We start from the raw sequence: 21,506 nt of genomic DNA on the forward strand, positions 1-21,506 counted from the left end.
TTAACAATAATTAACAGGATTGGTATTAATTCCAGAATTAAAGACCACAAAATTAGTAAATTTTTCTTTAAGATACGAAGTTATTAAGTTTTTTGTAAACTGTTCCGACTCAAAATGTCCAATATCTGCCAAAACAAGCTTATTTTCAGCTGTAAAAAAATCGTGATATTTCAAATCAGCCGTAATATAAACGTCTGCATCTGCCGAAATTGCATTCTTTATTGCAAAAGCACCAGAGCCTCCAAGTACAGCAACTTTCTTTATTTTTTTGTTTAATAATTTAGAATGACGAATAACTGGCGTATTCATTTGAGTTTTTAGATAATTGAAAAAATCAATTTCATCCATTTCATTTTCCAATTCTCCAATCATTCCAATTCCAACATAATTGTTCTGATTATTCAACGAAATAACAGAATACGCAACTTCTTCGTACGGATGGTTTTTGAATAAAGCATTCATAATATCACCTTCCAAATGTTGTGGCATTACGACTTCTATACGTGTTTCGTTTACTGTTTCCAATTTCCCTATTTCACCAATAAAAGGATTTGCTCCAGCAATTGGTCTAAAATTCCCACTACCTTCTACTGTAAATCCACACGAATCGTAATTACCAATTTTACCTGCTCCAGCTTCATACAACGAAGATTTCAATTGCTCTACATGTTTGGTTGGTACATAGGTAATCAATTGTTTGATCGTTTGTGATTTCGGAATTAAAATATTAGTATTCAATAAAGCTAATTGCTCAGAAATCTTGAAATTAACTCCAACTTTCGAATTATCTAAAGCCGTATGCGTCGCATAAATATTGATTCCATTTTTGATCGCTGTCATCACTGCTTTTTCAACATAATTTTTTCCGTTCAATTTCTTTAAACCTGAAAAAATTATTGGATGAAAACTCACAATCAAGTTACAATTTTTCTCAATCGCTTCTTCTACAACTTCTGGCGTTGTATCCAACGTAATCAAAATTCCTGTAACCTCATCATTGTAATCACCAACTAGTAAACCTACATTATCAAAATCCTCTGCATACGCCAAAGGCGCTATCTCTTCCATCGCTGATGCGACATCTTTTACTCGTATCATTTATTTTTTTAAAAGCAATTTTTCTGTAGGTAAATCATTCTCGATTCCCTTCCAATACGATTCAAAATTAAACTTTTCTAATAATTTTTTAGAAGCTACATTATCAGGATCGATGACAGCCATTACTTGTAAATCAGGAAATTTTTCTTTTGATTCTGCCAATAAATGTTCGCAAATCATTGACCCAAAACCTTTTCTCCAAAATTCTTTTTTTAACAAATAGCCAATTTCAAGTGAATTTTCGATGTGTTTATTGTAAACTAATTTACAATCACCTAAAAGATTATCATTTTCATCATAAACTTTGAAAAAACCTAAATTTTCATCAACTTCTCCTTTTTCTAAAATTGATGTAAATTTATGATTTGCTTGCTCTTCACTCAAACCTTTGCCAGAGATGTATTTCATTACTTCATCATCTTGCACAAGTTTAAAAAAGTTATTAAAATCTGTAGGTTTATATTTTTCGAACCGAATTTTCTTCATGAAATTTTGTTAATGCTTTTAATAAATTGATTTGATTTATCGTACGATTAAGATTTTGTTTTGGATAAGAAATCGAATAATAAATATCGTTTTCTAAATAATCTGCCAAAAATCTTACCGCCTGAATATAAATTACAATATACGCAACAAAATCCATATTGTCAAGCTCAGTTGGAGTCAAGACATTTTTTAAATGTTCCTGAAAACCATCTTTAACAGCTAAATAATAGTCTTCTGAAAATCCATTTTCACCATTCGGATCGTCTTCTGCCTTTAGATTTGCATAGGTACGAATCATGTCTCCAAAATCGCACATAATGTTCCCAGGCATTATTGTATCCCAATCTATAACTGCGATAGCTTGCGAATGATTATCATTGTTGAATAAGAAATTACTGATTTTTGCATCAGCATGAACAACACGTTTTGGAAAATCAATTTTAAGATAATCTTCAATTTGATATAAATTATCTAAAATATAAGCGACTTCTTCTTTTGTTTCTTCTAAGCGTTCAGTTGAAGCATTTTCTAATGCTTTCTTAAAATCGTTGACACGTTTCTGATAATCTAAAAACCCTACAATTGAAGGATGAATTTCATCTACATTTACATCAGATAAATATGAATGAAACTCACTGATTGTTTTAGCAGCTTCATATGCTTGTTCTGCAGATTCTACTTTCTCAAAACAAATAGAATTTGGAATAAAGGATGTCATTCTCCAAATTTCACCATCTTCTTTTGCTAATAAATTACCCTGCAAATCTTTTACAATTTCAATTACTGAATTTTGATAATTTTTAGCTTTTAGATGATTCGAAATAATATCAATATTGTTTGAAATTACTTCTGGTTGTGGAAAAACGTGTGTATTGATTTTTTGTAAAATATATTTTTTTCCTTCATACTCAACCTCATAAGTAGAATTAATCCAACCAGAATTGATTGGATTAACACTTACTTGATCAATATTTTTGAAATAATGTTTTAATATTTTCTCCATTATACTACTTCCAAAGTGCGTTTGGATACTTTTGATCGTTGATTAAATTTTGAATAGAATTTACAACTACTTCTCTATCTTCCGGATATGTCATTCCGAACCAATTATCATCAGATTGTTTTACAATCACCTCTAATTGATCTTCTTTAATCATATCATTGACAACTTTAGGTAAAAAGAATTCTGCCTTAAGTTGAGATGCGTTCTCTTTTAGAAATTCTTCAAATTTATCTTCTAAATTTCTAAAAATAGATGGATGAAGTACAAAGAAATTCATTGATACAGGAGAACTCTCATCTAATGGTGCTACAACATCGTTTTCTTCGTATACAATTTCTCCTTCCTCATTAGAAAAGATATTTGTACGTTCTACAACATTTGCTAACAAACCATTTTCTACGGTACAAACACCTCTTGAAACAGAACCATTTTCACTAATTGTATTGGCTAACTTATAAGCAACCATACCATAGCTATTTGCCGTAATTTTATCTTGTTGAACTAATTCGCTTGCTTTTTCAAAAGCTTTTCGTCCATAAAAATCATCTGCATTAATCACAATAAATGGATTATTTAAATGATTTTTCGTAATTAATAACGCATGTCCAGTTCCCCAAGGTTTTTCGCGTTGTTCTATTGTATCGTAAATACTTCTTGGTACTGCAGTATAAGTTGTTTGTAAAACAAATTCTACAGAACCTCCTTTACTTTCAATAATATTCTGAAAATACTTTTTTGTTTCATTATTCAAATGTTCATTGATAATGAATACATAATGTTTGATTCCACAAGAAAAAGCATCATAAATAGAATATTCCATTAATGTTTCTTTGCTTGGTCCTATTGGATCAATTTGTTTTTGACCTTTGTAACGGCTTCCCATTCCTCCAGCCAAAATGACTAATGATAGTGCTTTATACTCCATAATTTTCGAATCCGAATACCGGTTTTCTCGTTTTATATTTTCCTCTTGTAAAGTCTGGCATTTCTTGAGATGCTCCGTTTCCTTCGATTGATTTTTCACTTAAAGGAGTTACTGCATACCAAGTTGCTAAATCATAAACATCAAAAGGGAATTCTTTGTTTGCTTTAATACATTCGATAAAGTCATTCATTAAGAAGAAATCCATTCCTCCATGTCCTGCTCCTTCTGCTTGAGTTTGATATTTTGTCCAATATGGGTGATCGTGTGTTTTTAAATAATCTTCAGAGTTACCCCATTTGTGAGAGTGATTCATATCTTTCTCAAAATAGATAAATCCTTGATTAAATCCTCCTGAACCAATATCTTGCCAAATACCATCTGTTCCTTGTACACGGAAACCTAAGTTATAAGGACGTTGTAATGATGTATCATGTGTTAATAAAATAGTTTCTCCGTTCTCACATTGTAACATTGTTTGTACAATATCACCTTGTTTGAATTTTACTTTCGCATTTGGATGATCTGCACCTCCATTTTTCACGATATAATCTGTAAGACCAGCTTGTTTAGAAGCCATAGAAGTAAGATGTGTAATACGATTTCCTCTATTTACATCAAACATAGTTCCTACAGGACCTAAACCATGTGTTGGATATAACTCTGCATTACGCTTTACATAATGATCTGTACGCCAAGCAGCTTCTGAGAAACCTTTTTCTCCGAATTCAACTCCTCCACCATAAGGTTGTTTACCGTCATTAAATAATACGTTTCTTAAATCGTGTTGGTAACCACCTTGACCATGTAAAATAGTTCCGAACATTCCTTTACGAACCATGTTCATTACAGCCATAATATCACGACGGTAACATACGTTTTCCATCATAAATACAGGAACTTTCGTTTTTTCGTATGTATCTACATAATCCCAACACTCTTGTAAATTCATAGCTCCACACACTTCTAAACCTACAATTTTACCAGCTTTCATTGCTGCAATTGCTTGTTCAGCATGAAATTCCCAAGGAGAAGAAATTACAACTGCATGAATTTTTTTGTCTTTATATAACTGTTTGTATCCATCTAAACCTTTGATGTATTTAGCTGGTTTCTTTTTATGTTTTGCGAAAATTTTGTTACAACGATCAATCATTCTTTGATCTGGCTCTGCAATAGCAACAACTTCGACATCATTTCTTTTTAATAACTCATCAAGATGAACTTGTCCTCTCATCCCGCAAGCAACCATACCTACTTTTACTTTAGTTATTTTTCCTGAAAAATCGAATAAAGAATCAGGAGATACCAAAGCTACAGTAGAAGCTGCAGCAGTAGATTTAATAAAATTTCTTCTGTCCATAGTGGTTTTTGAATTTTGTTTTCTTAAAATTTTTAAGATTGCAAAATATTAAAAAAGATTCAAATATTGTAATTAATTCAACCTAATATTAGTATGATTTTGGAAAATCCTTAGGAAATACTATTATAAATTCTGTAGCCGAATAATTTTCCGATTCTGAGTCTAGAATAGATAATTTTTCACCACTCGACTCTAGGATTTCTATCACTGCAATCTTCAATTTTGGTTTTTCACGTTGCAGAAACCAATAAATACCACCATAATTTTTAGAATGATAGTCACCATTGAAGTGTATAAACAAATTTCCTTGCTCAAAATTGTTCAAAATAGACTCAGCCATCGTAGCATCTTTTAATGCTTGCGCTGCAACAAATTGTTTTGCTTTTTCACCAGCATGTTCGCCCATCATACTCATCATTTCTGGATATCCTGGTGCTTTATAATCTATAGTTAATGGTAATTTTACTATGAATGATTTTTCTTCATCAGAAATAGTATCTAAACTTGATAATCCATTCTTAGCAACATAAGAAGCATACTTTCTTGTTACATTTGTTGCAACGAATTTTAGTTGATGATCTTTTGCAAAATCTACCAATGGCTTATAATCCGTGCCATAGTTTTGCCACAATTTAGTATTCGTCTGAAAATCTTTATCTGTAATCTTACCCGTAACATAATCAGATAAGTTACTCTGTTGATGACGTTCAAACATTTCAGCTCCAAGAATTAATTGATCCTTTTTAATCTGATACAACGCTTTTGTAGTTTGTAATTGCAACCAATGATTTATTGCATTATTATGATACTCACCAAAAAGTACAACATCATATTTGGACAACTCTTTTATCATTGATCCAAAATCGACTTTTTTCTCTTTTTTATTATAAATTTGATAATTCATTAGCTCTTGCGCAGTAAGATTTAGCGAAAAAAAAGTAACTAGAATACAAATAATCTTCTTCATTCAAATTCAATTAATCCTTGATTGTAACAAAATAACAAAAAACAATACATATTAAGTAAATAAAATTCATCTACTATGAATAAAGTTCTTGAAATAAACCAACTTACAAAACGATTTGGCAGTTTTACTGCTGTTAATGACATTAGCTTTTCTGTAGAAAAAGGAAATGTTTATGGACTGCTTGGTCCCAATGGTAGTGGAAAATCTACTACATTAGGAATGATACTTAACGTTATTAATCCTACAAATGGCTCATGGAAATGGTTTGGTGAGGAACCAAATACAAATTCGCTTAAAAAAATTGGTGCTATTATAGAAAGTCCAAAATTTTACCCTTATTTATCTGCCCAAAAAAATCTTGAGATTGTTGCTGATATTAAGGAAGCTGATTATAGTAAAATTGACGAAAAACTTGAATTAGTTGGACTTTTATCACGTAAAAAAGATAAATTTCAGCATTATTCTTTAGGAATGAAGCAACGTTTGGCAATTGCTGGAGCCTTACTTAATGATCCTGAGGTATTGATTCTTGACGAGCCTACAAATGGACTTGATCCGCAAGGAATTATCCAAATTAGAGAGTTAATTATAAAAATTGCAGAACAAGGAACAACAATTATTTTGGCAAGTCACTTATTAGATGAAGTAGAAAAAGTGTGTTCACATGTTGTTGTACTTAATCAAGGTAAAATGCTTTATGCAGGTTCGGTAGATCAAATGAACTCGAGCTTTGGTACTATAGAAGTTTCTGCAAGCAATATGGAAAGTTTAGAATATACTCTAAAAACACTTCCTTTTGTAAGTAAAGTAACAAAAAACAACACCAAAATTGTAGCTGTTTTAAGTGAAGAAAAAGATCCTGCTGAAGTAAATAAATTATTGTTTGAGCAAGGAATTATCGTCAATCATCTTATAAAACGAAAAGAATCTTTAGAGCAACAATTCTTCCAATTAATTCAAAACCAAAAAAACTAAGCCATGAATAGATTATTAAAAATAGAATGGAATAAAATATTCTACAACACAGGTACACGTGTATTTATCATTTTATATTTTGTAATGATTGCATTAATGGGTGCTACTTTACCTAATATAAAACCAAATATTAATGGTTTAGAAATTAATTTCATCAAACTTGGTGCTTTAGACTTTCCTGCAATTTGGCACAATATCACTTGGTTGATAGGCTTTGGAAAATTCTTCTTAGCTATTATTGTGATTAATAATATTACAAATGAATATTCTTTCGGAACTTTCAAACAAAACACTATTGATGGTTTAACGAAAACAGAATTTTTAAATACAAAAGTGTTGATGAATTTAGCGATTACGCTTTTATCATCATTATTGGTTGCAGTTTTAGTTTTCACTTTAGGCTCTATCTTTAGTGAGAAATTTGACTTTGTAAATGGAATTGAATTTTTAGCAGGATATTTTGTAGAAATATTTGCTTACATAGTTTTTGCTATGTTTTTATCTTTTTTATTAAAGAAAAGTGCTTTTGCAATTCTTTCTTTAATTGTGCTAAACATTACAGAATCTATCTTAAAAGGTGCTGAATTTTTAGTTAGATTTAGAAATAATCCTGCTGAAGGTAAAGACGCTACATTTTTTACAGATTATTTACCTTTAAACTCTAATTCAAAAATAATCGATTATCCTTCTATGGATATTAGCGAAGCAATGATGGGGAAGAAACTCTTTACTGCAGACCATGTACAATGGGAGTTTTTTGGAATCAGTGTATTTTACATTATTCTTTTCTTAGGATTATCATTATTTATCATCAAGAAAAGAGATTTGTAAAACAACTTTTGATAAAATAATAACATAGAAAAAGCCTCCAAAATTTGGAGGCTTTTTTGCATTTATATCTTAATGACTACTTTTTATATTAAATAGTTTCTTAAAAATTGTAACTAATGCAACAACAATCAATCCTGCTATTAGAGCTACGATAATTTCACTAATCATAACCGGAACATTTGTAGGTAAATGATGGTGAATATAATCTATGTTATGAGCAAATATTTGTCCAGATACCATCAACAAAGCAATTGTACCTACAAAACCTAATATTTTAATAACAAAAGGTAGTGCATTCACTAAAAAATGTCCTAAAGAAGAGACAGCTCCTTTATCATTTGATACTTTGATTAATTTGTAACCCGCATCGTCCATACGAACAATTAAAGCTACAATACCATAAACACCAACTGTTGCAATAATTGCAATAGCAGAAACGGTAAGTATTTGAATCATCCAAGGTTCTTCTAAAACTGTACTTAAAGCAATAATGACAATCTCTATTGATAAAATAAAATCTGTTGTAATTGCAGATTTTACTTTTGATTTTTCTGATACCTCTTTCTTTTCCTCTTTATGATCTTCCTCTATTACTTCTTTTCCTTTTTTAGCACGATGAAAAATAAATTCGATAATTTTTTCAACTCCTTCAAAAGCCAAATAAAATCCACCAACAATCAAAACGTATTTTACTGCATCCGGCAAATAATGATTAAGTAATAAAACAATTGGTACAATAATTAACTTATTGATAAAAGAACCTTTTGTAATTGCCCATAAAACAGGAATCTCTCGTGAGGATAAAAAACCCGTTGCTTTTTCTGCATTTACGGCTAAATCATCACCTAAAATTCCCGCTGTTTTACTTGCTGCTACTTTGCTCGTAACCGCTACATCGTCCATCAAAGCTGCAATATCGTCTAATACTGCAAATATTCCTGAAGCCATATTTCTATTAAAATTTGTGTTGTAAATGTAAAACTATTGATTGATTATTTTTGATTTTCTTTTAAAGTTAAATCACCTAAAGTTCGAAAAAAGTCATCTTCCTTTTCTGTAGCTTCAGCTTTAAAATTCAACGTCTTTTTATCTTCATCTGTATAAATAAGATAAACGTTTAAACCATCTTGACAAACATCTTTTCCTTTCGTAATTTTTTCTTTAAAATATAAAAAACCCAGTTCATCTTCTTTAATAAACTTAAGCTCTCCACTACATCCTTCTGATGTATAATTGATTAAGTATTTTTTATCTTTTGTGATAGTTAGCTCAACATTAAAAAGTGCATCAGCTGCAGCTTGATATGCTTCACCTACAAACACTTTTGATTGAGCAAAACTAAATGTACTTACAAACAAAGCAATTGTTAAAAGTATGTTTTTCATAGATTGATTATTTCGCGATAAAGTTAAACTAATTCAAAAAAATAACGAATAAAATATGCCTCATTACATGACAAAATTTATTATTCAGATTGCTTACGAATTCATTTTCAAAATCATTAATTTTGCTTTTCTAATTTTCGGAGTATGAATGTATATGATTTGATTGTTGATGATAAAGAAGAAATTTCTTTGAATGATGTTTTTTTGGATGATGATAATTTACAAAAAGTAAAACAACTAGTTAAAGAACATCGATATATAGAGGAATTGAACAAATACAATTTACCTGTTAACAACAAAATTTTATTACATGGTTTTTCTGGTTGCGGAAAAACAACATCTGCAAAAGCAATTGCTCATGAAATCGGAAAACCTATATTGATTCTTAATCTTAGCAACATTGTTTCGTCTCGAATTGGCGAAACTTCTCAAAATATTCGAATGCTTTTTGATAAAGCTGCACGAGAAAAAGCCATTCTTTTTTTAGACGAATTTGATCAAATTGGTAAAGCGCGCGGAAATGATGACAAAGATGTTGGAGAAATGCGACGATTAGTCAATACTGTAATTCAGTTGATTGATTATCTGCCACAAAACTCGTTATTGATTGCTGCAACAAATCACGCTCATATCATTGATGTTGCTCTATTGAGAAGATTTCAGTTAAAAGTTGATTTCAAAATGCCTACTCCAGAAATGTTAGACGATTATTATGATAAAATTTTAGCTACTTTTCCGGAAGATATTAAACATCTGAACCGAAAATATGAAATCTCTTTTGCCGAAGCCAAAGATTATGCGCTAACAAGTGTAAAATCGTTATTGATTAAAAAGCTGGAGCAACAAGAATTATCTAAAGTAACGGATTAATATGGAAGACGAAAGAGTTTATTTTAGAGAATTAGAAGAATCGGATGCAAATCGTTTGTTCGAAATTTACTCAAACGCCGAAGCTATGAAGTTTCGTGAAACTGAACCAATGAAAACGATTGATGATGCCTACAAAATGTTGACTCGTGATAAAGAAATGAAACAAACATCGTATGAGTTTCGCTTTGCTATCATAGAAAAACAATCAAATATTTTAATCGGAACAATAATGTATCAACCAGTTGGTGACAAAGCCATTATTGGCTATTCTATTGACGAAAAATTTTGGAACAAAGGCTACGGAAGTTCTGTTGTAAAAATTATGATAAATGAATTGATTTCTAAAAAATTTCATCTATTAGAAGCTTGGGTAAAAAAAGGCAACCTTTCTTCGTGCAAAGTTTTAGAGAAAAATCTTTTTCAATCAATCTCTCAAACTGTTCATCCTAATTTAAATTTATATCAGTACCACATTTTCAATTCTTAAGTTTCGCTTAAATTCAATTTTCGCTACCAATAAATTTTACAACACAGCCTAAATTTACATCTGTAAACAACTAGATGTAATGGTTTTTAATATTTTCATATTATTTCTTGGCGCAATATTAGCTTTTTGGATAAGTGCAATTTGTGGTGGTGGAGCAAGCTTGATTCTTATTCCGATTCTCAATTTAATTATTCCAACATCAGTTGTACCATTTTCGTTAACAATCGGAACTTTTACAAGCTCTGCTTCTCGTATTGCTGCTTTCCGAAAATCTGTACATTGGAAAATCTTTTTTTGGTTTGTACCATTTTCTATTCCTGCTGTCCTAATGGGAGCGTATCTAATCAAATACATCAACCCTATTTACTTACAATTAATTGTTGCTGTATTACTGATAGCAAATGTTCCTCAATTATTTTTAACTAAAAAAGAACAAAATAAAGAGGAGAAACCTTCTCCAAAATACATTTTAGCAATTGTTGGGTTTTTAGCTGGATTTGTTTCAGGAATTACAGGCGCAATTGGTTTATTATTTAATCGATTTTACCTAAAGTATGGTTTAACAAAAGAAGAAATCATCGCTACACGAGCTGCAAACGAAATCATTTTGCATTTAATCAAGCTCGTTATCTATATTATTCTTGGTTTATACTCAAAAAATGCTTTGTTACTTGGTTTAGCGATTGCTTTGGCTTCTATCGTTTCGTCATATACTGTCAAATATATCTTACCATTTTTCAGCGATTTTATTTTCAGAAAAGTGGGATATGCTGCAATGGTGGTTTCTGGCATCACACTTTTTTATACAAGTTCTCAAAAAATAATCAATCAAGATAATATACACATTTCTACTATCGAAAAAGGAGATGAAAACCAAACAACACTAAAATGGCGCAACAGTGATTTTGTATTAGAATATTCTTTAGATGGTGAATTTGAAGTAGAACGTCCAATTCATCCAAACGAATTACCTGATAATTTATTGAAAAAATACAACGAAATTTTAGCTAATTACGACGAAATTCATTTAGAGAAAGTTTTCAAGATTGGAGAAGATAGCTATGAATTTTACTATATTAAAGACAAGAAATTAACTAAATTAAAATTTGACTAAACATTAAAAGTAAACGATTGTATCAATTTTAAAAATAATAACAATTCCTTTTCGTTATTTTTCTTAAGTTTAGCGTCTAAATACTACAAAAAAACATATGATACAAAAAGACACCCCAAAATTAGTCAAAGCTTGGGTTTCTTATGATTGGGCAAATTCTGTGCATTCATTAGTTATTGCTTCAGCAATTTTCCCTGTATATTACGGAGCTTTAACGCTTTCTAGTTCAGAAAATCCAACCAAAATATTAGGTCTTCTACCAGAAACTGCATTTAATTTCTCCTTAGCAATCGCCTTTTTTATTGTAATTGTTATGTCACCCGTTTTATCATCAATAGCGGATGTAATTGGAAACAAAATCAAATTTTTACGTTTTTTCTGTTACTTAGGATCTCTTTCTTGCATGGGAATGTTTTTTTATTCAGATTCAAGTTTAAATTGGTTAGGATTATTACTTAACATCACTGCAAGTATAGGCTTTTGGGGAAGTTTAGTATTTTACAACGCCTATTTACCAGAAATAGTTTCAGAAGAAAAAATGGACAAAGTTTCGGCACACGGCTATATGTTTGGGTACATTGGCTCTGTCGTGTTACTTACAATTTGTTTAGCGATGATACAATTTGCACCAGAAGAAAAACAAGGCTTTTTTACGCGATTAAGCTTTTTATTGACAGGATTTTGGTGGATTGGTTTTGGGCAAATAGCCTTAAGAACTTTACCAAATAAAAAATTAAACCGCGAAATTCCGAAAGATATTATCAAATCGAGTTTCAAATCTTTGAAAGAAACGTTTCATCACTTAAATCAATTCAAAAACTTAAGAATATTTTTAGCTGGATTTTTCTTTTATAGTTTAGCCATGCAAACCATTTTCTTGATGGCCGCTTTATTTGGAAGTTCAGAAATTGGAATGGAATCTTCAGAATTAATTTTAACTATTCTTTTAATTCAGATAGAAGCTGTTTTAGGAGCTTGGCTATTCTCTTTTCTATCTGGTAAAATAGGAAACAAAAAAACATTGTTAATCGGTATTTTTATCTGGATTATCACATGTATTATTGGTTATTTAATCAATAAAAATGATCCAAATGTAAAAACTCAATTCTATATAATGGCAGCAATGGTTGGCTTGGTAATGGGTGGAATTCAAGCACTTTCTCGCTCAACTTATGCCAAATTATTACCAGAAACAGAAGACACAACAACCTATTTTAGTTTTTATGATGTTTTTGAGAAATCTGCCTTGTTTTTAGGTTTAGTTATTTATGGATTATTAATTGAATATTCGGGCGGAATGAAAGCTTCTGCACTTGCTATGGGCGTTTCGTTTGCAATTAGTTTTGTCATCTTATTATTCTATAAAATGGAAAAAAAATAAAGCTCAAATTGAGCTTTATTTTTTTATAATCTATTTTTCTCCGAACTACTTTTTGACTGTTCTATATTAAATTTCTTTCCAAAATTATAGGTTACACTAAAACGATAATATCGTGCAGATTGTCCAGTATAAACAAACTTTGTATTGTTACTATAACTAGTATCTTGCCAAGCTCTATCTTTTAAAACATTGCTAAGATTAAGTGATAACTCCAATTTTTTAGCAAGAAATAATGCTCTAAAACCTAAAGATGTTCCCCAAGCTGCTCTACTTCTTGAAATTCCGTCTATTGATTTTGTTGTATAATTTGTGGTATGATTAAACAATAACGTTTTCGCTTTATTTAATTCAAGGTTATTTGTTAAACGAAATTCTCCCGTAAAACCATCTAGTACATAATTTGTTTCTGGAATAATTCCTTCCGTTTTTTTGTAATACAAATCGATTGCTCCATTCACTTTCCACCATTTTAAAAGCTTAAAGTTTATATTCTCGCTAATTCCATAACTTTTAGAGTCTGCGTAATTAAATGGCATCCAATTTTGTGTATTCTGATCAGGATTTACAATGACTACTTGACTAATTTCGTTTGTAGAATTACGATAATATAAAGTTGTAACAGCTAAATCTTTAAACGCATATTCCAATTCGTAATTATAAGAATAAGAAGGTTTTAAATTTGGATTACCTTGTGCAAAAGAATATGGCGAATAAATAGTTCTGAACGGATTCAATTGTCCCATAAAAGGACGTTCTATACGACGCCCTACATTGATACTGAACGAATGATTCTCTGATGCTTTATACATTAAATAAGCTGTCGGAAATAATCCATCATATTTATATTTATCGTGTTGGTTTTCTTGAGGTGAAAAACCTTTAGCATCAGTATTTTCGTAACGCAAACCAACTTTTGCAGACCATTTTTCTGAAAGATCTTTTTCTACAGAAGCATACAGCGCAAAAATATTTTCATCATAATAAAATCCATTACTTTGGTTTTCATCATAAATTGGTGCACCAGAACTTGTGTTAAAGAATTGATTATCGCTATCATTACTCGTCCAACTGTAACGTCCTCCATAATTTAATTTCCACTTATTTATAGGATGTTCCATGTCGACATTCAAGCTATAATTATTTGCTTTTTGATCAGATAAACTTTTATTCCCTTGAAAAGCCGATTTATCTTCAATATTTTTTGAATCAAAAAAACGGTTTGAAGTAACACTTGTATTACTGTTATTAAAATTTACCCAGTCAAAATCAAACGTTAACTTCTTACCAATTGTGTCCATTTTATAAATCACATGATAATTTAGCGTATTGTATTTCGTGTTACTTCTTGATCCGTTTCTATCATTTAAAATATAACTTAACAATTCGTTTTTATCTAAACTATTAACTGTAGTTTTTGTTCCGCCCGATCCTTTGCGATTACCTTCATATAAGTCTATTGTAAAACCTGTTGTTAACTTATCCGAAAGTTGATAATCTAATCCTAATTTTCCTCCTATATTTCTGTTTTTTCCACTATTTTTTTCTCTTTCGGTCCAAACTTCATTTGTTTTTGTAAAATAAATATCAGATTGACCAATACCATCATACTCTCCAAAACCTCCAAAAATATTTGACACAACAGTCCATTTATTTTTACGATAATTAAACGATGCACTATTGTTCCAATATGGTTTGATATAATGTTGTAACGATGACGATAAAGTACCATTCCAAGAATCTTTTTTTCCAGATTTTAGAACAATATTCAAAATACCGCTATTCCCTGCAACTTGATATTTTGCAGGAGGATTTGTAATAATCTCTATCTTTTCGATATCATCTGCTCGAAGCGTTTTTAAATAATTAATCAATTGTTCACCTGAGATTTCTAGCAAACGATCATCAACCATTACACGCAAATTACTTTTTCCGATAATTGAAACAACATCATTATCAACTTTTACACGTGGAGCAAGTTTCAGTAAATCAATCGCATCTCCTCCTCTTGCACCTTCAGCCATATCTGCATTGAAAATAATTCGATCTACTTTTTTCTCAACAAGCTTTTTCTGACTTTTTACTACAGTTTCTTTTAAAGTAATGTTTTCAGTTTTTGGAACAATAATAACGCCTAAATCTTGGTTCTGATCAATTACTAGTTCAACAGAATGAATCAATACACCAGCTTCTTCCATTCGGAAAGTATATTTTCCGTTTGCTAATGCTACCGAAAACATTCCGTTTTCATCTGTAGAAATTTCTTCAACAATTTGATTATCTTTTAAGATAATAATATCAGTTAACGCAACTGGTTTTTGATCCGAATAATGTAGAGCTCCTTTATATTGCTGTTGTGCAAAAATAGTTGTGGTGGCAAATAAAAGTATTGGAATAAATAATTTGTTCATATTAGGTGTCATTTCTTAAATGACGCATGATTTATAAAAAAGTTACACAAAAATTAAAACTATTATCAATTTCCTTAAGATTTGAAAATTCAATCCACAAAAAAAGAGCTTTAAATAAAGCTCTTTTTTTATATTTCTTTTCTTAAACGTGCAACCGGAATATTAAGTTGTTCGCGGTATTTTGCAATTGTTCTTCGTGCAATTGGATAACCTTTTTCTTTTAGAATTTCGGTTAGTTTTTCGTCTGTCAAAGGCTTTCGCTTATCTTCTTCAGCAATTACATCTTGTAAAATACGTTTAATTTCTCTTGTCGAAACCTCTTCTCCATCTTCGTTTGTCAACGATTCTGAGAATAAATCTTTAATCAAAAACGTACCATAAGGTGTTGATACATATTTAGAATTTGCTACACGAGATACTGTCGAAATATCCATTCCAATACGATCCGAAATATCTTTCAAAATCATTGGTTTAATTTTCGTTTCATCTCCCGTTAAAAAATACTCTTTCTGAAACTTCATAATTGCTTCCATCGTATATAAAAGCGTATTACGACGTTGTTGAACTGCATCTATAAACCATTTTGCAGAATCTAGCTTTTGTTTTACAAACATAACAGCTTCTTTCTGCTCATTTGATTTATTTTCCGTTTTCTTATAAGTATCAAGCATTTCTGCAAAAGCACTTGAGATTTTCAATTCAGGTACATTTCGTCCATTTAATGATAATTCTAAATCTCCATCATTGATATTAATCGAAAAATCTGGCGTTATTTGCTCAACAATTTTACTACTACTCGAAAATGATTTTCCTGGTTTTGGATTTAATCGTTCAATTTCAGAAATTGCATCACGTAACTCATCATCATCTACATCATATTTTGCCATGATTTTAGAATAATGCTTTTTTGTAAAAGCGTCAAATGATTCTGTAATTAATTTTTCTGCTAATTCTACTGCTTCAGTTTCTACTTTACTCTCTAATTGAATCAATAAACATTCTTGCAAATTACGTGCACCTACTCCAACTGGATCCATGTGCTGAATATAATTTACCAAAAGATTCTCTACCTCATCAGGAGAAGTATAAATATTTTGAGAGAAAGCTAAATCATCTACCAAAGATTTTACATCGCGACGCATATATCCATCATCGTCAATGTTTCCTAGTATAAATTCTGCAATTTTAAACTGATCTTCAGTTAATCTATAAGTGTACAATTGTCCTGTCAAAAACTCAATAAAACTCTCTCCTTGTGCATAAGGAACAGATTTATCTTCGTCATCGTCACTATAATTGTTTGTATACGTTTTGTAATTCGGAACATCATCATCGCTCAAATAATCATCAATATTGATATCACTTGTGTCGATTACTTGTTCGTCGTTATAATCATCATTCTGATTATCCCACTCATCTTGCTCTCCTCCATAATCTTCGTCATATTCAGAAGATTGATCATCCAAGGCAGGGTTCTCTTCCATCTCTTCTTTAACACGTTGCTCGAAAGCAACAGTAGGAAGCTGAACCAACTTCATCAACTGAATTTGTTGAGGAGAAAGTTTTTGTTGTAATTTGAGATTTAATTCCTGCTTTAACATATTGTGGATTTTGGCTAAAAAAACGGATTTCTCCTAAATATACGTTATTTAAGAGAAAATCCGAGTAAATATTTTAATTAAAATTCTGCGTTATTTGGTGTTCTTGGGAAAGGAATTACGTCGCGAATGTTCCCCATTCCTGTTACAAATAAGACTAAACGCTCTAATCCTAAACCGAAACCAGAATGTGGAACAGAACCGAAACGTCTTGTGTCGCGGTACCACCATAATTCTTCTTTATCGATTCCGAATTTATCCATTTTTTCGTCTAAAACTTCTAAACGCTCTTCACGTTGAGAACCTCCGATGATTTCTCCAATTCCTGGGAATAAAACGTCCATTGCTCTTACAGTTTTACCATCTTCGTTCATACGCATGTAAAATGCTTTGATTTCTGCTGGATAATCAAATAAGATAACTGGCGTTTTGAAGTGTTTTTCAACTAAATAACGCTCGTGCTCTGATTGTAAATCAGCTCCCCAACCTTCGATTGGATATTTGAATTTACCTTTTTTATTTGGTTTAGATTCTTTTAAAATCTCAACAGCTTCAGTATAGCTTAAACGAATAAATTTATTGTTTAACACATATTCTAAACGTTCAATTAAACCTAACTCTGATCGCTCTGCTTCTGGTTTTTGTTTTTGCTCTTTGTCAAAACGTTCTGCTAAAAAGTTTAAATCATCTTTACAGTTTTCCATCGCATAAGAAATCACGTATTTCATGAAATCTTCTGCTAAATCCATGTTTTGATCCAAATTAAAAAACGCAATTTCTGGTTCAATCATCCAAAACTCTGCTAAGTGACGAGAAGTATTTGAATTTTCTGCACGGAAAGTTGGTCCGAACGTATAAATCTTTCCTAATCCCATTGCCGCAGTTTCTCCTTCTAATTGTCCCGAAACCGTTAAATTAGTTGATTTACCAAAGAAATCTTGTGTATAATCTACTTTTCCTTCTTCGTTTTTAGGTAAATTCTCTAAATCTAAATTTGTAACGTGAAACATTTCACCAGCACCTTCTGCATCAGAACCTGTAATAACAGGCGTATTGATGTAAACAAAACCGTTTTCGTTGAAGTATTTGTGAATACCGAACATTAACGAGTTACGAACGCGCATAATTGCTCCAAACATATTTGTTCTGAAACGTAAATGAGCTTGCTCACGTAAAATCTCTAAACTGTGTTGTTTTGGTTGTAAAATTGTTCCTTTCAATTCTTCTGAAGGTGCAGTTCCTAAGATTTTGATTTCTTTTGCAATGATTTCAATTTCTTGTCCAGCTCCTTCACTTTCTACCACTTCTCCTTTAATTCTTAAAGAAGCAGCTGTAGAAATTTGTTTTATAATTGACTCGTCAAAATTTTCGAAATCTACTACTACCTGAATATTATTAATTGTAGAACCGTCATTTAAAGCGATGAAACGATTACTTCTGAATGATCTTACCCATCCGTTTACAACTACTTCTTGTAATAACAAATCTTTGCCTTTTTCTAATAAGGCCTTAATTCCGTACGATTGCATAATTTTTTAATTTATCCTTACAAATTTAGTTAATATTTGAAGTTATAAAAATTATAGGCATAATTTTTGCGAATAAATTTCACCCAACCTAAAAATCCTTTACAATTTCAATGAAAATGTAAAGGATTTTTGATTTTAGTTTATTTTTTGAAGTAAAATTACTGAGGCGAATATTTCACAATATCAATCCCAACTCCATTTGGATCTTGAATTGCAAAATGTCTGTCTCCCCAAGGTTCATCACGTAATTCTATCTCTATTTTTATCTTTTTCTCTTTCAATTTTCTATAAACTTCGTCTACATCATCAACTTCAATTGTAAAATAAACTCCTTTACCATCAAATTTTGGTTGAAAAAGAGGTTGTTGACTTGCATGATTAGGAAGTAAAAAACTTAACTCGCTACTTTTATCTGGTGTATGTAACAGAAGATAAAATTCATTCTCAAAAGTAATTCCAAAATCTAATACTTCGGTGTAAAACCTTTTCGTTTCTACTAGTTTATCTGTAATAATTCCTGCATTTAATTTCATCTTAATCAATTTAAATTAATCTATCTTTTAAAGATAACATTTCATATTAAATTATGAATACACATTAATTAAAAAAGCTCTTTAATTTGATTAAATTAAAGAGCTTTTAATATGATAATCTGTATTATAAGAAATTCAAATTAACCGTTAATTTTAAGTAAAAATTATCTTGAAACTTATCTTCTGTATAAGCACCTAATCTATAGAAAGCACCTAACCCAAAAGATTTGAACAATATATTATTCACCTCAATACCTGTTTCGTGATAATAATGATTCAATGTTTTAAACTTAATATTTTGATGATCTTCTCTATCTTTCATATCGCCCAAAACTCCACGATAGACGAATTGAGGAAAAATAATTTTGTTTCCGACTTTAACGCCAGCAAAAATATGTTTTACTTGAAAAGAAACAAATCTGTCCGAGTAAAACTCTCCTGGACGCATTGTTTCAAAGTTTGTAATACCCGCAACTCCAAAATTAAATACATCGTTACGTTTAGCATTTCCTTGTCCTTCGAACAAATTCATCAAAGGCATTTTTCCATTTACCCAACCAAAATTCGCATTAAAATTTGTTTTACCAATTCGCGTATCAAAAACATCGAAGTAAGAAACATTCAAACGAATTGGATCATAATCGGTATTGAAAATATCCCAGTATTTTGTCAAAGTTGCATAAATAACAGATTTTCCGCTATTCACTGTAACTTTTCCGTAAGGTGTACGAATGAATTTATCTTTTGGAGCAAAACGAACCGCTAATTGCGTGTTGAATAAATCGTACCAACCGTTTTCGTTTAGATACAAATAATCAAACTCAGCTTTTTGCTTTTCGATATTCGCTGATAAATTAAATGTTACATTTTTGAAAATATCTTGCTCATAACCAGCAGAGTATTTTTTGTAAGAGAAATATTCGCGATTATAAATATTACTAAAAGCGCCATTCACTAAACGTGTATAATTTGATTGTAAAATAATAGGTGTTTTACCAGAAGCCGAAACATCTTGTCTATATCTAGCAAAAATTTTTCCAGAATATGGTTTATTGACAAAATAATCTCCTCCAAAACCATATTTAAATGTTTCATCTTTAAAACCGTAAGCAGAATAAGCGTTTAAAGAATATTTCTCACTCCAATTCTCGTTGGTGTTAAATGCTCCACCTAAACGGAAACCTTCATAATCATTGAAAGCTAATATTTTAGTTAAATCCAAGTCTACTTTACCTAGTGATAATTTGCCTCCAGAATTAATAATTCTTGCCAATTTAGCTTGTTGATCTAACTTATATTTACCACTTATACTATCTATCTTTTCGTACGTATTTCTGTCTCTATTAGATAATGTTGAGTCGCGATAATCTTGCATTACATTATCCCATTTTTTATCATTCATGTTCTGGAAAGAAATTTCGTCCTCGTAGCCCAAAAATTCGTTTCGTTTAAAATGATAAGGATTCTTTATATCCTTAAAAGTTGTTTCTAGATTAACCCAAATTTTTTCTTTTTTATCCTGAAATTCTTCAGAAGGTAATTTATCAATTACTTTAAAATTACCCGCTTCCATTCGATATTTTTGTTGATTCGGAATCCAAGTTCCATTATTCAACATCCAATCGGCTTCTAATTCAGCAACATAATTTGCACTCGTATTTTCGGCTTCAATTTTGACTAAAGCATGCGTTTTATCGTCTATCCAAAGTGTTCCTTTAATTTGTCGTTTATCTGTTTTGATTGAAGGAAAAAAGCTAACCAAAGCTGTTTCTCTACCATTAAAAGTAATATCTTCTTTAAAACCGTAACGATAGTGTGATAAACCTTCTCTACTTACAGGATTCACAATTCCTTTAAAAAAGAAATTAATCTGATCTTGATCAAAATTAAAAGCTATTGGTTGCATTGCCAAATACTCGTACAATGGCGAGCGCATACCCGAAATACGCGAAGATTGAACGATGTTTTTTAAACCAAAACGTTTAGATATTTTGTGATCCATTGCACGTTCTCCCAAAAACAAATGACTATTATCTAATAACTTTTTCCATTGATTATTGACAGAATCCTGGTGATTTTGGGGTTGAATGATAAACGGAATTGAATCGTTATTTACTGTACTCCAAAATTTTGTGTATGATTTAAGGAATATACTTCCTCCTTTTCTTATTGTATTATTGGATTGATTTTGTATTGCTTTAATAATAATATTACGCCCAACAGAATCATTTGTTGTAAAAGTAACCTCATCAAGACTGATGTATGAAGGCTTCATCATTACTTCTACTAATTTTTTACCATCAACTTGAATTGTTTCAGAGAAATATCCATTTTTAATTATATCAATAAAATGAATAGAATCGCTAACATCCAACTCTCCTATTTCGTCTGTTTGTCCCAGAAATTGTTTTGTATCACTGTAAATATTAGCACCTGTTAAACGAAATTCATCTTGCGCATCAAAAACTCTAACTTTTATTTGAGCAAATAAGGCAAGTGAAATACAGAAATTTAGCAGGAATAAATAATTCTTCATTTTTGGTAATTAATTATGCA

Annotated in this window: 19 protein-coding genes; 6 read left to right on the top strand and 13 right to left on the bottom strand. The window is 30.7% G+C overall.

What is annotated here, in order from left to right:
• The 6 genes from QHG34_RS06580 to QHG34_RS06605 form a co-directional block, all read right to left on the bottom strand.
• A complete protein-coding gene (locus QHG34_RS06580) occupies positions 1-1,098 on the bottom strand; it encodes a Nif3-like dinuclear metal center hexameric protein (protein WP_407080902.1) in 1,098 nt (365 codons plus the stop codon).
• Positions 1,099-1,584: a GNAT family N-acetyltransferase gene (locus QHG34_RS06585; protein ID WP_282629408.1), complete on the bottom strand. Its 486-nt coding sequence runs from the start codon at positions 1,582-1,584 to the stop codon at positions 1,099-1,101.
• Entirely contained in the window at positions 1,556-2,587 is a 1,032-nt protein-coding gene (locus QHG34_RS06590; RefSeq protein ID WP_282629409.1) for a phosphotransferase enzyme family protein, read from the bottom strand. The genes QHG34_RS06585 and QHG34_RS06590 overlap by 29 nt, the downstream gene beginning before the upstream one ends.
• A 4-nt stretch (positions 2,588-2,591) precedes the next feature.
• Entirely contained in the window at positions 2,592-3,512 is a 921-nt protein-coding gene (locus QHG34_RS06595; protein WP_282629410.1) for a nucleotidyltransferase family protein, read from the bottom strand.
• The gene (locus QHG34_RS06600) at positions 3,502-4,872 is read right to left on the bottom strand and encodes a Gfo/Idh/MocA family protein (protein WP_282629411.1); all 1,371 of its coding nucleotides are present in this window, start codon (positions 4,870-4,872) and stop codon (positions 3,502-3,504) included. The genes QHG34_RS06595 and QHG34_RS06600 overlap by 11 nt, the downstream gene beginning before the upstream one ends.
• Before the next feature lie 88 nt (positions 4,873-4,960).
• A complete protein-coding gene (locus tag QHG34_RS06605; RefSeq protein WP_282629412.1) occupies positions 4,961-5,839 on the bottom strand; it encodes a ChaN family lipoprotein in 879 nt (292 codons plus the stop codon).
• 75 nt (positions 5,840-5,914) lie between these two features.
• On the opposite strand from QHG34_RS06605, the gene QHG34_RS06610 reads away from it, so the two are divergent.
• Both QHG34_RS06610 and QHG34_RS06615 read left to right on the top strand, forming a co-directional pair.
• The gene (locus QHG34_RS06610; RefSeq protein WP_282629413.1) at positions 5,915-6,814 is read left to right on the top strand and encodes an ABC transporter ATP-binding protein; all 900 of its coding nucleotides are present in this window, start codon (positions 5,915-5,917) and stop codon (positions 6,812-6,814) included.
• Positions 6,815-6,817: 3 nt separating this feature from the next.
• A complete protein-coding gene (locus QHG34_RS06615; RefSeq protein ID WP_282629414.1) occupies positions 6,818-7,645 on the top strand; it encodes an ABC transporter permease in 828 nt (275 codons plus the stop codon).
• 69 nt (positions 7,646-7,714) lie between these two features.
• Here QHG34_RS06615 and QHG34_RS06620 read toward each other — a convergent pair whose 3' ends face one another.
• Together QHG34_RS06620 and QHG34_RS06625 are read right to left on the bottom strand one after the other, a co-directional pair.
• Positions 7,715-8,593, bottom strand: a complete 879-nt coding sequence (locus tag QHG34_RS06620; protein ID WP_282629415.1) for a DUF808 family protein — start codon at positions 8,591-8,593, stop codon at positions 7,715-7,717.
• A 44-nt stretch (positions 8,594-8,637) separates the two neighbouring features.
• Positions 8,638-9,030: a hypothetical protein gene (locus tag QHG34_RS06625; RefSeq protein WP_282629416.1), complete on the bottom strand. Its 393-nt coding sequence runs from the start codon at positions 9,028-9,030 to the stop codon at positions 8,638-8,640.
• A gap of 144 nt (positions 9,031-9,174) precedes the next feature.
• On the opposite strand from QHG34_RS06625, the gene QHG34_RS06630 reads away from it, so the two are divergent.
• From QHG34_RS06630 to QHG34_RS06645, 4 genes are all read left to right on the top strand, one after another.
• Entirely contained in the window at positions 9,175-9,900 is a 726-nt protein-coding gene (locus QHG34_RS06630; RefSeq protein ID WP_282629417.1) for an AAA family ATPase, read from the top strand.
• A 1-nt stretch (position 9,901) separates the two neighbouring features.
• Positions 9,902-10,387 carry a GNAT family N-acetyltransferase gene (locus QHG34_RS06635; RefSeq protein ID WP_282629418.1) on the top strand — a complete coding sequence of 162 codons (486 nt, stop codon included), beginning with the start codon at positions 9,902-9,904 and terminating at the stop codon, positions 10,385-10,387.
• 79 nt (positions 10,388-10,466) lie between these two features.
• Entirely contained in the window at positions 10,467-11,501 is a 1,035-nt protein-coding gene (locus QHG34_RS06640; protein WP_282629419.1) for a sulfite exporter TauE/SafE family protein, read from the top strand.
• Between the two features lie 97 nt (positions 11,502-11,598).
• Positions 11,599-12,882, top strand: a complete 1,284-nt coding sequence (locus tag QHG34_RS06645; RefSeq protein WP_282629420.1) for an MFS transporter — start codon at positions 11,599-11,601, stop codon at positions 12,880-12,882.
• 23 nt (positions 12,883-12,905) lie between these two features.
• On the opposite strand, the gene QHG34_RS06650 is transcribed toward QHG34_RS06645, so the two are convergent.
• From QHG34_RS06650 to QHG34_RS06670, 5 genes are all read right to left on the bottom strand, one after another.
• Positions 12,906-15,290: an outer membrane beta-barrel family protein gene (locus QHG34_RS06650; protein WP_282629421.1), complete on the bottom strand. Its 2,385-nt coding sequence runs from the start codon at positions 15,288-15,290 to the stop codon at positions 12,906-12,908.
• A gap of 128 nt (positions 15,291-15,418) precedes the next feature.
• Positions 15,419-16,891, bottom strand: a complete 1,473-nt coding sequence (gene rpoN, locus QHG34_RS06655) for an RNA polymerase factor sigma-54 (protein WP_282629422.1) — start codon at positions 16,889-16,891, stop codon at positions 15,419-15,421.
• Positions 16,892-16,968: 77 nt separating this feature from the next.
• On the bottom strand, positions 16,969-18,417 hold the full coding sequence (gene asnS, locus QHG34_RS06660) for an asparagine--tRNA ligase (protein ID WP_282629423.1): 1,449 nt from the start codon (positions 18,415-18,417) through the stop codon (positions 16,969-16,971).
• 158 nt (positions 18,418-18,575) lie between these two features.
• Positions 18,576-18,950: a VOC family protein gene (locus tag QHG34_RS06665; RefSeq protein ID WP_282629424.1), complete on the bottom strand. Its 375-nt coding sequence runs from the start codon at positions 18,948-18,950 to the stop codon at positions 18,576-18,578.
• A 124-nt stretch (positions 18,951-19,074) separates the two neighbouring features.
• Positions 19,075-21,486, bottom strand: a complete 2,412-nt coding sequence (locus tag QHG34_RS06670; RefSeq protein ID WP_282629425.1) for a hypothetical protein — start codon at positions 21,484-21,486, stop codon at positions 19,075-19,077.
• Between the last annotated feature and the right edge of the window lie 20 nt (positions 21,487-21,506).

Source organism: Empedobacter sedimenti, assembly GCF_030005555.1.
In the GTDB taxonomy this organism is placed as follows: Bacteria; Bacteroidota; Bacteroidia; order Flavobacteriales; family Weeksellaceae; genus Empedobacter; species Empedobacter sedimenti.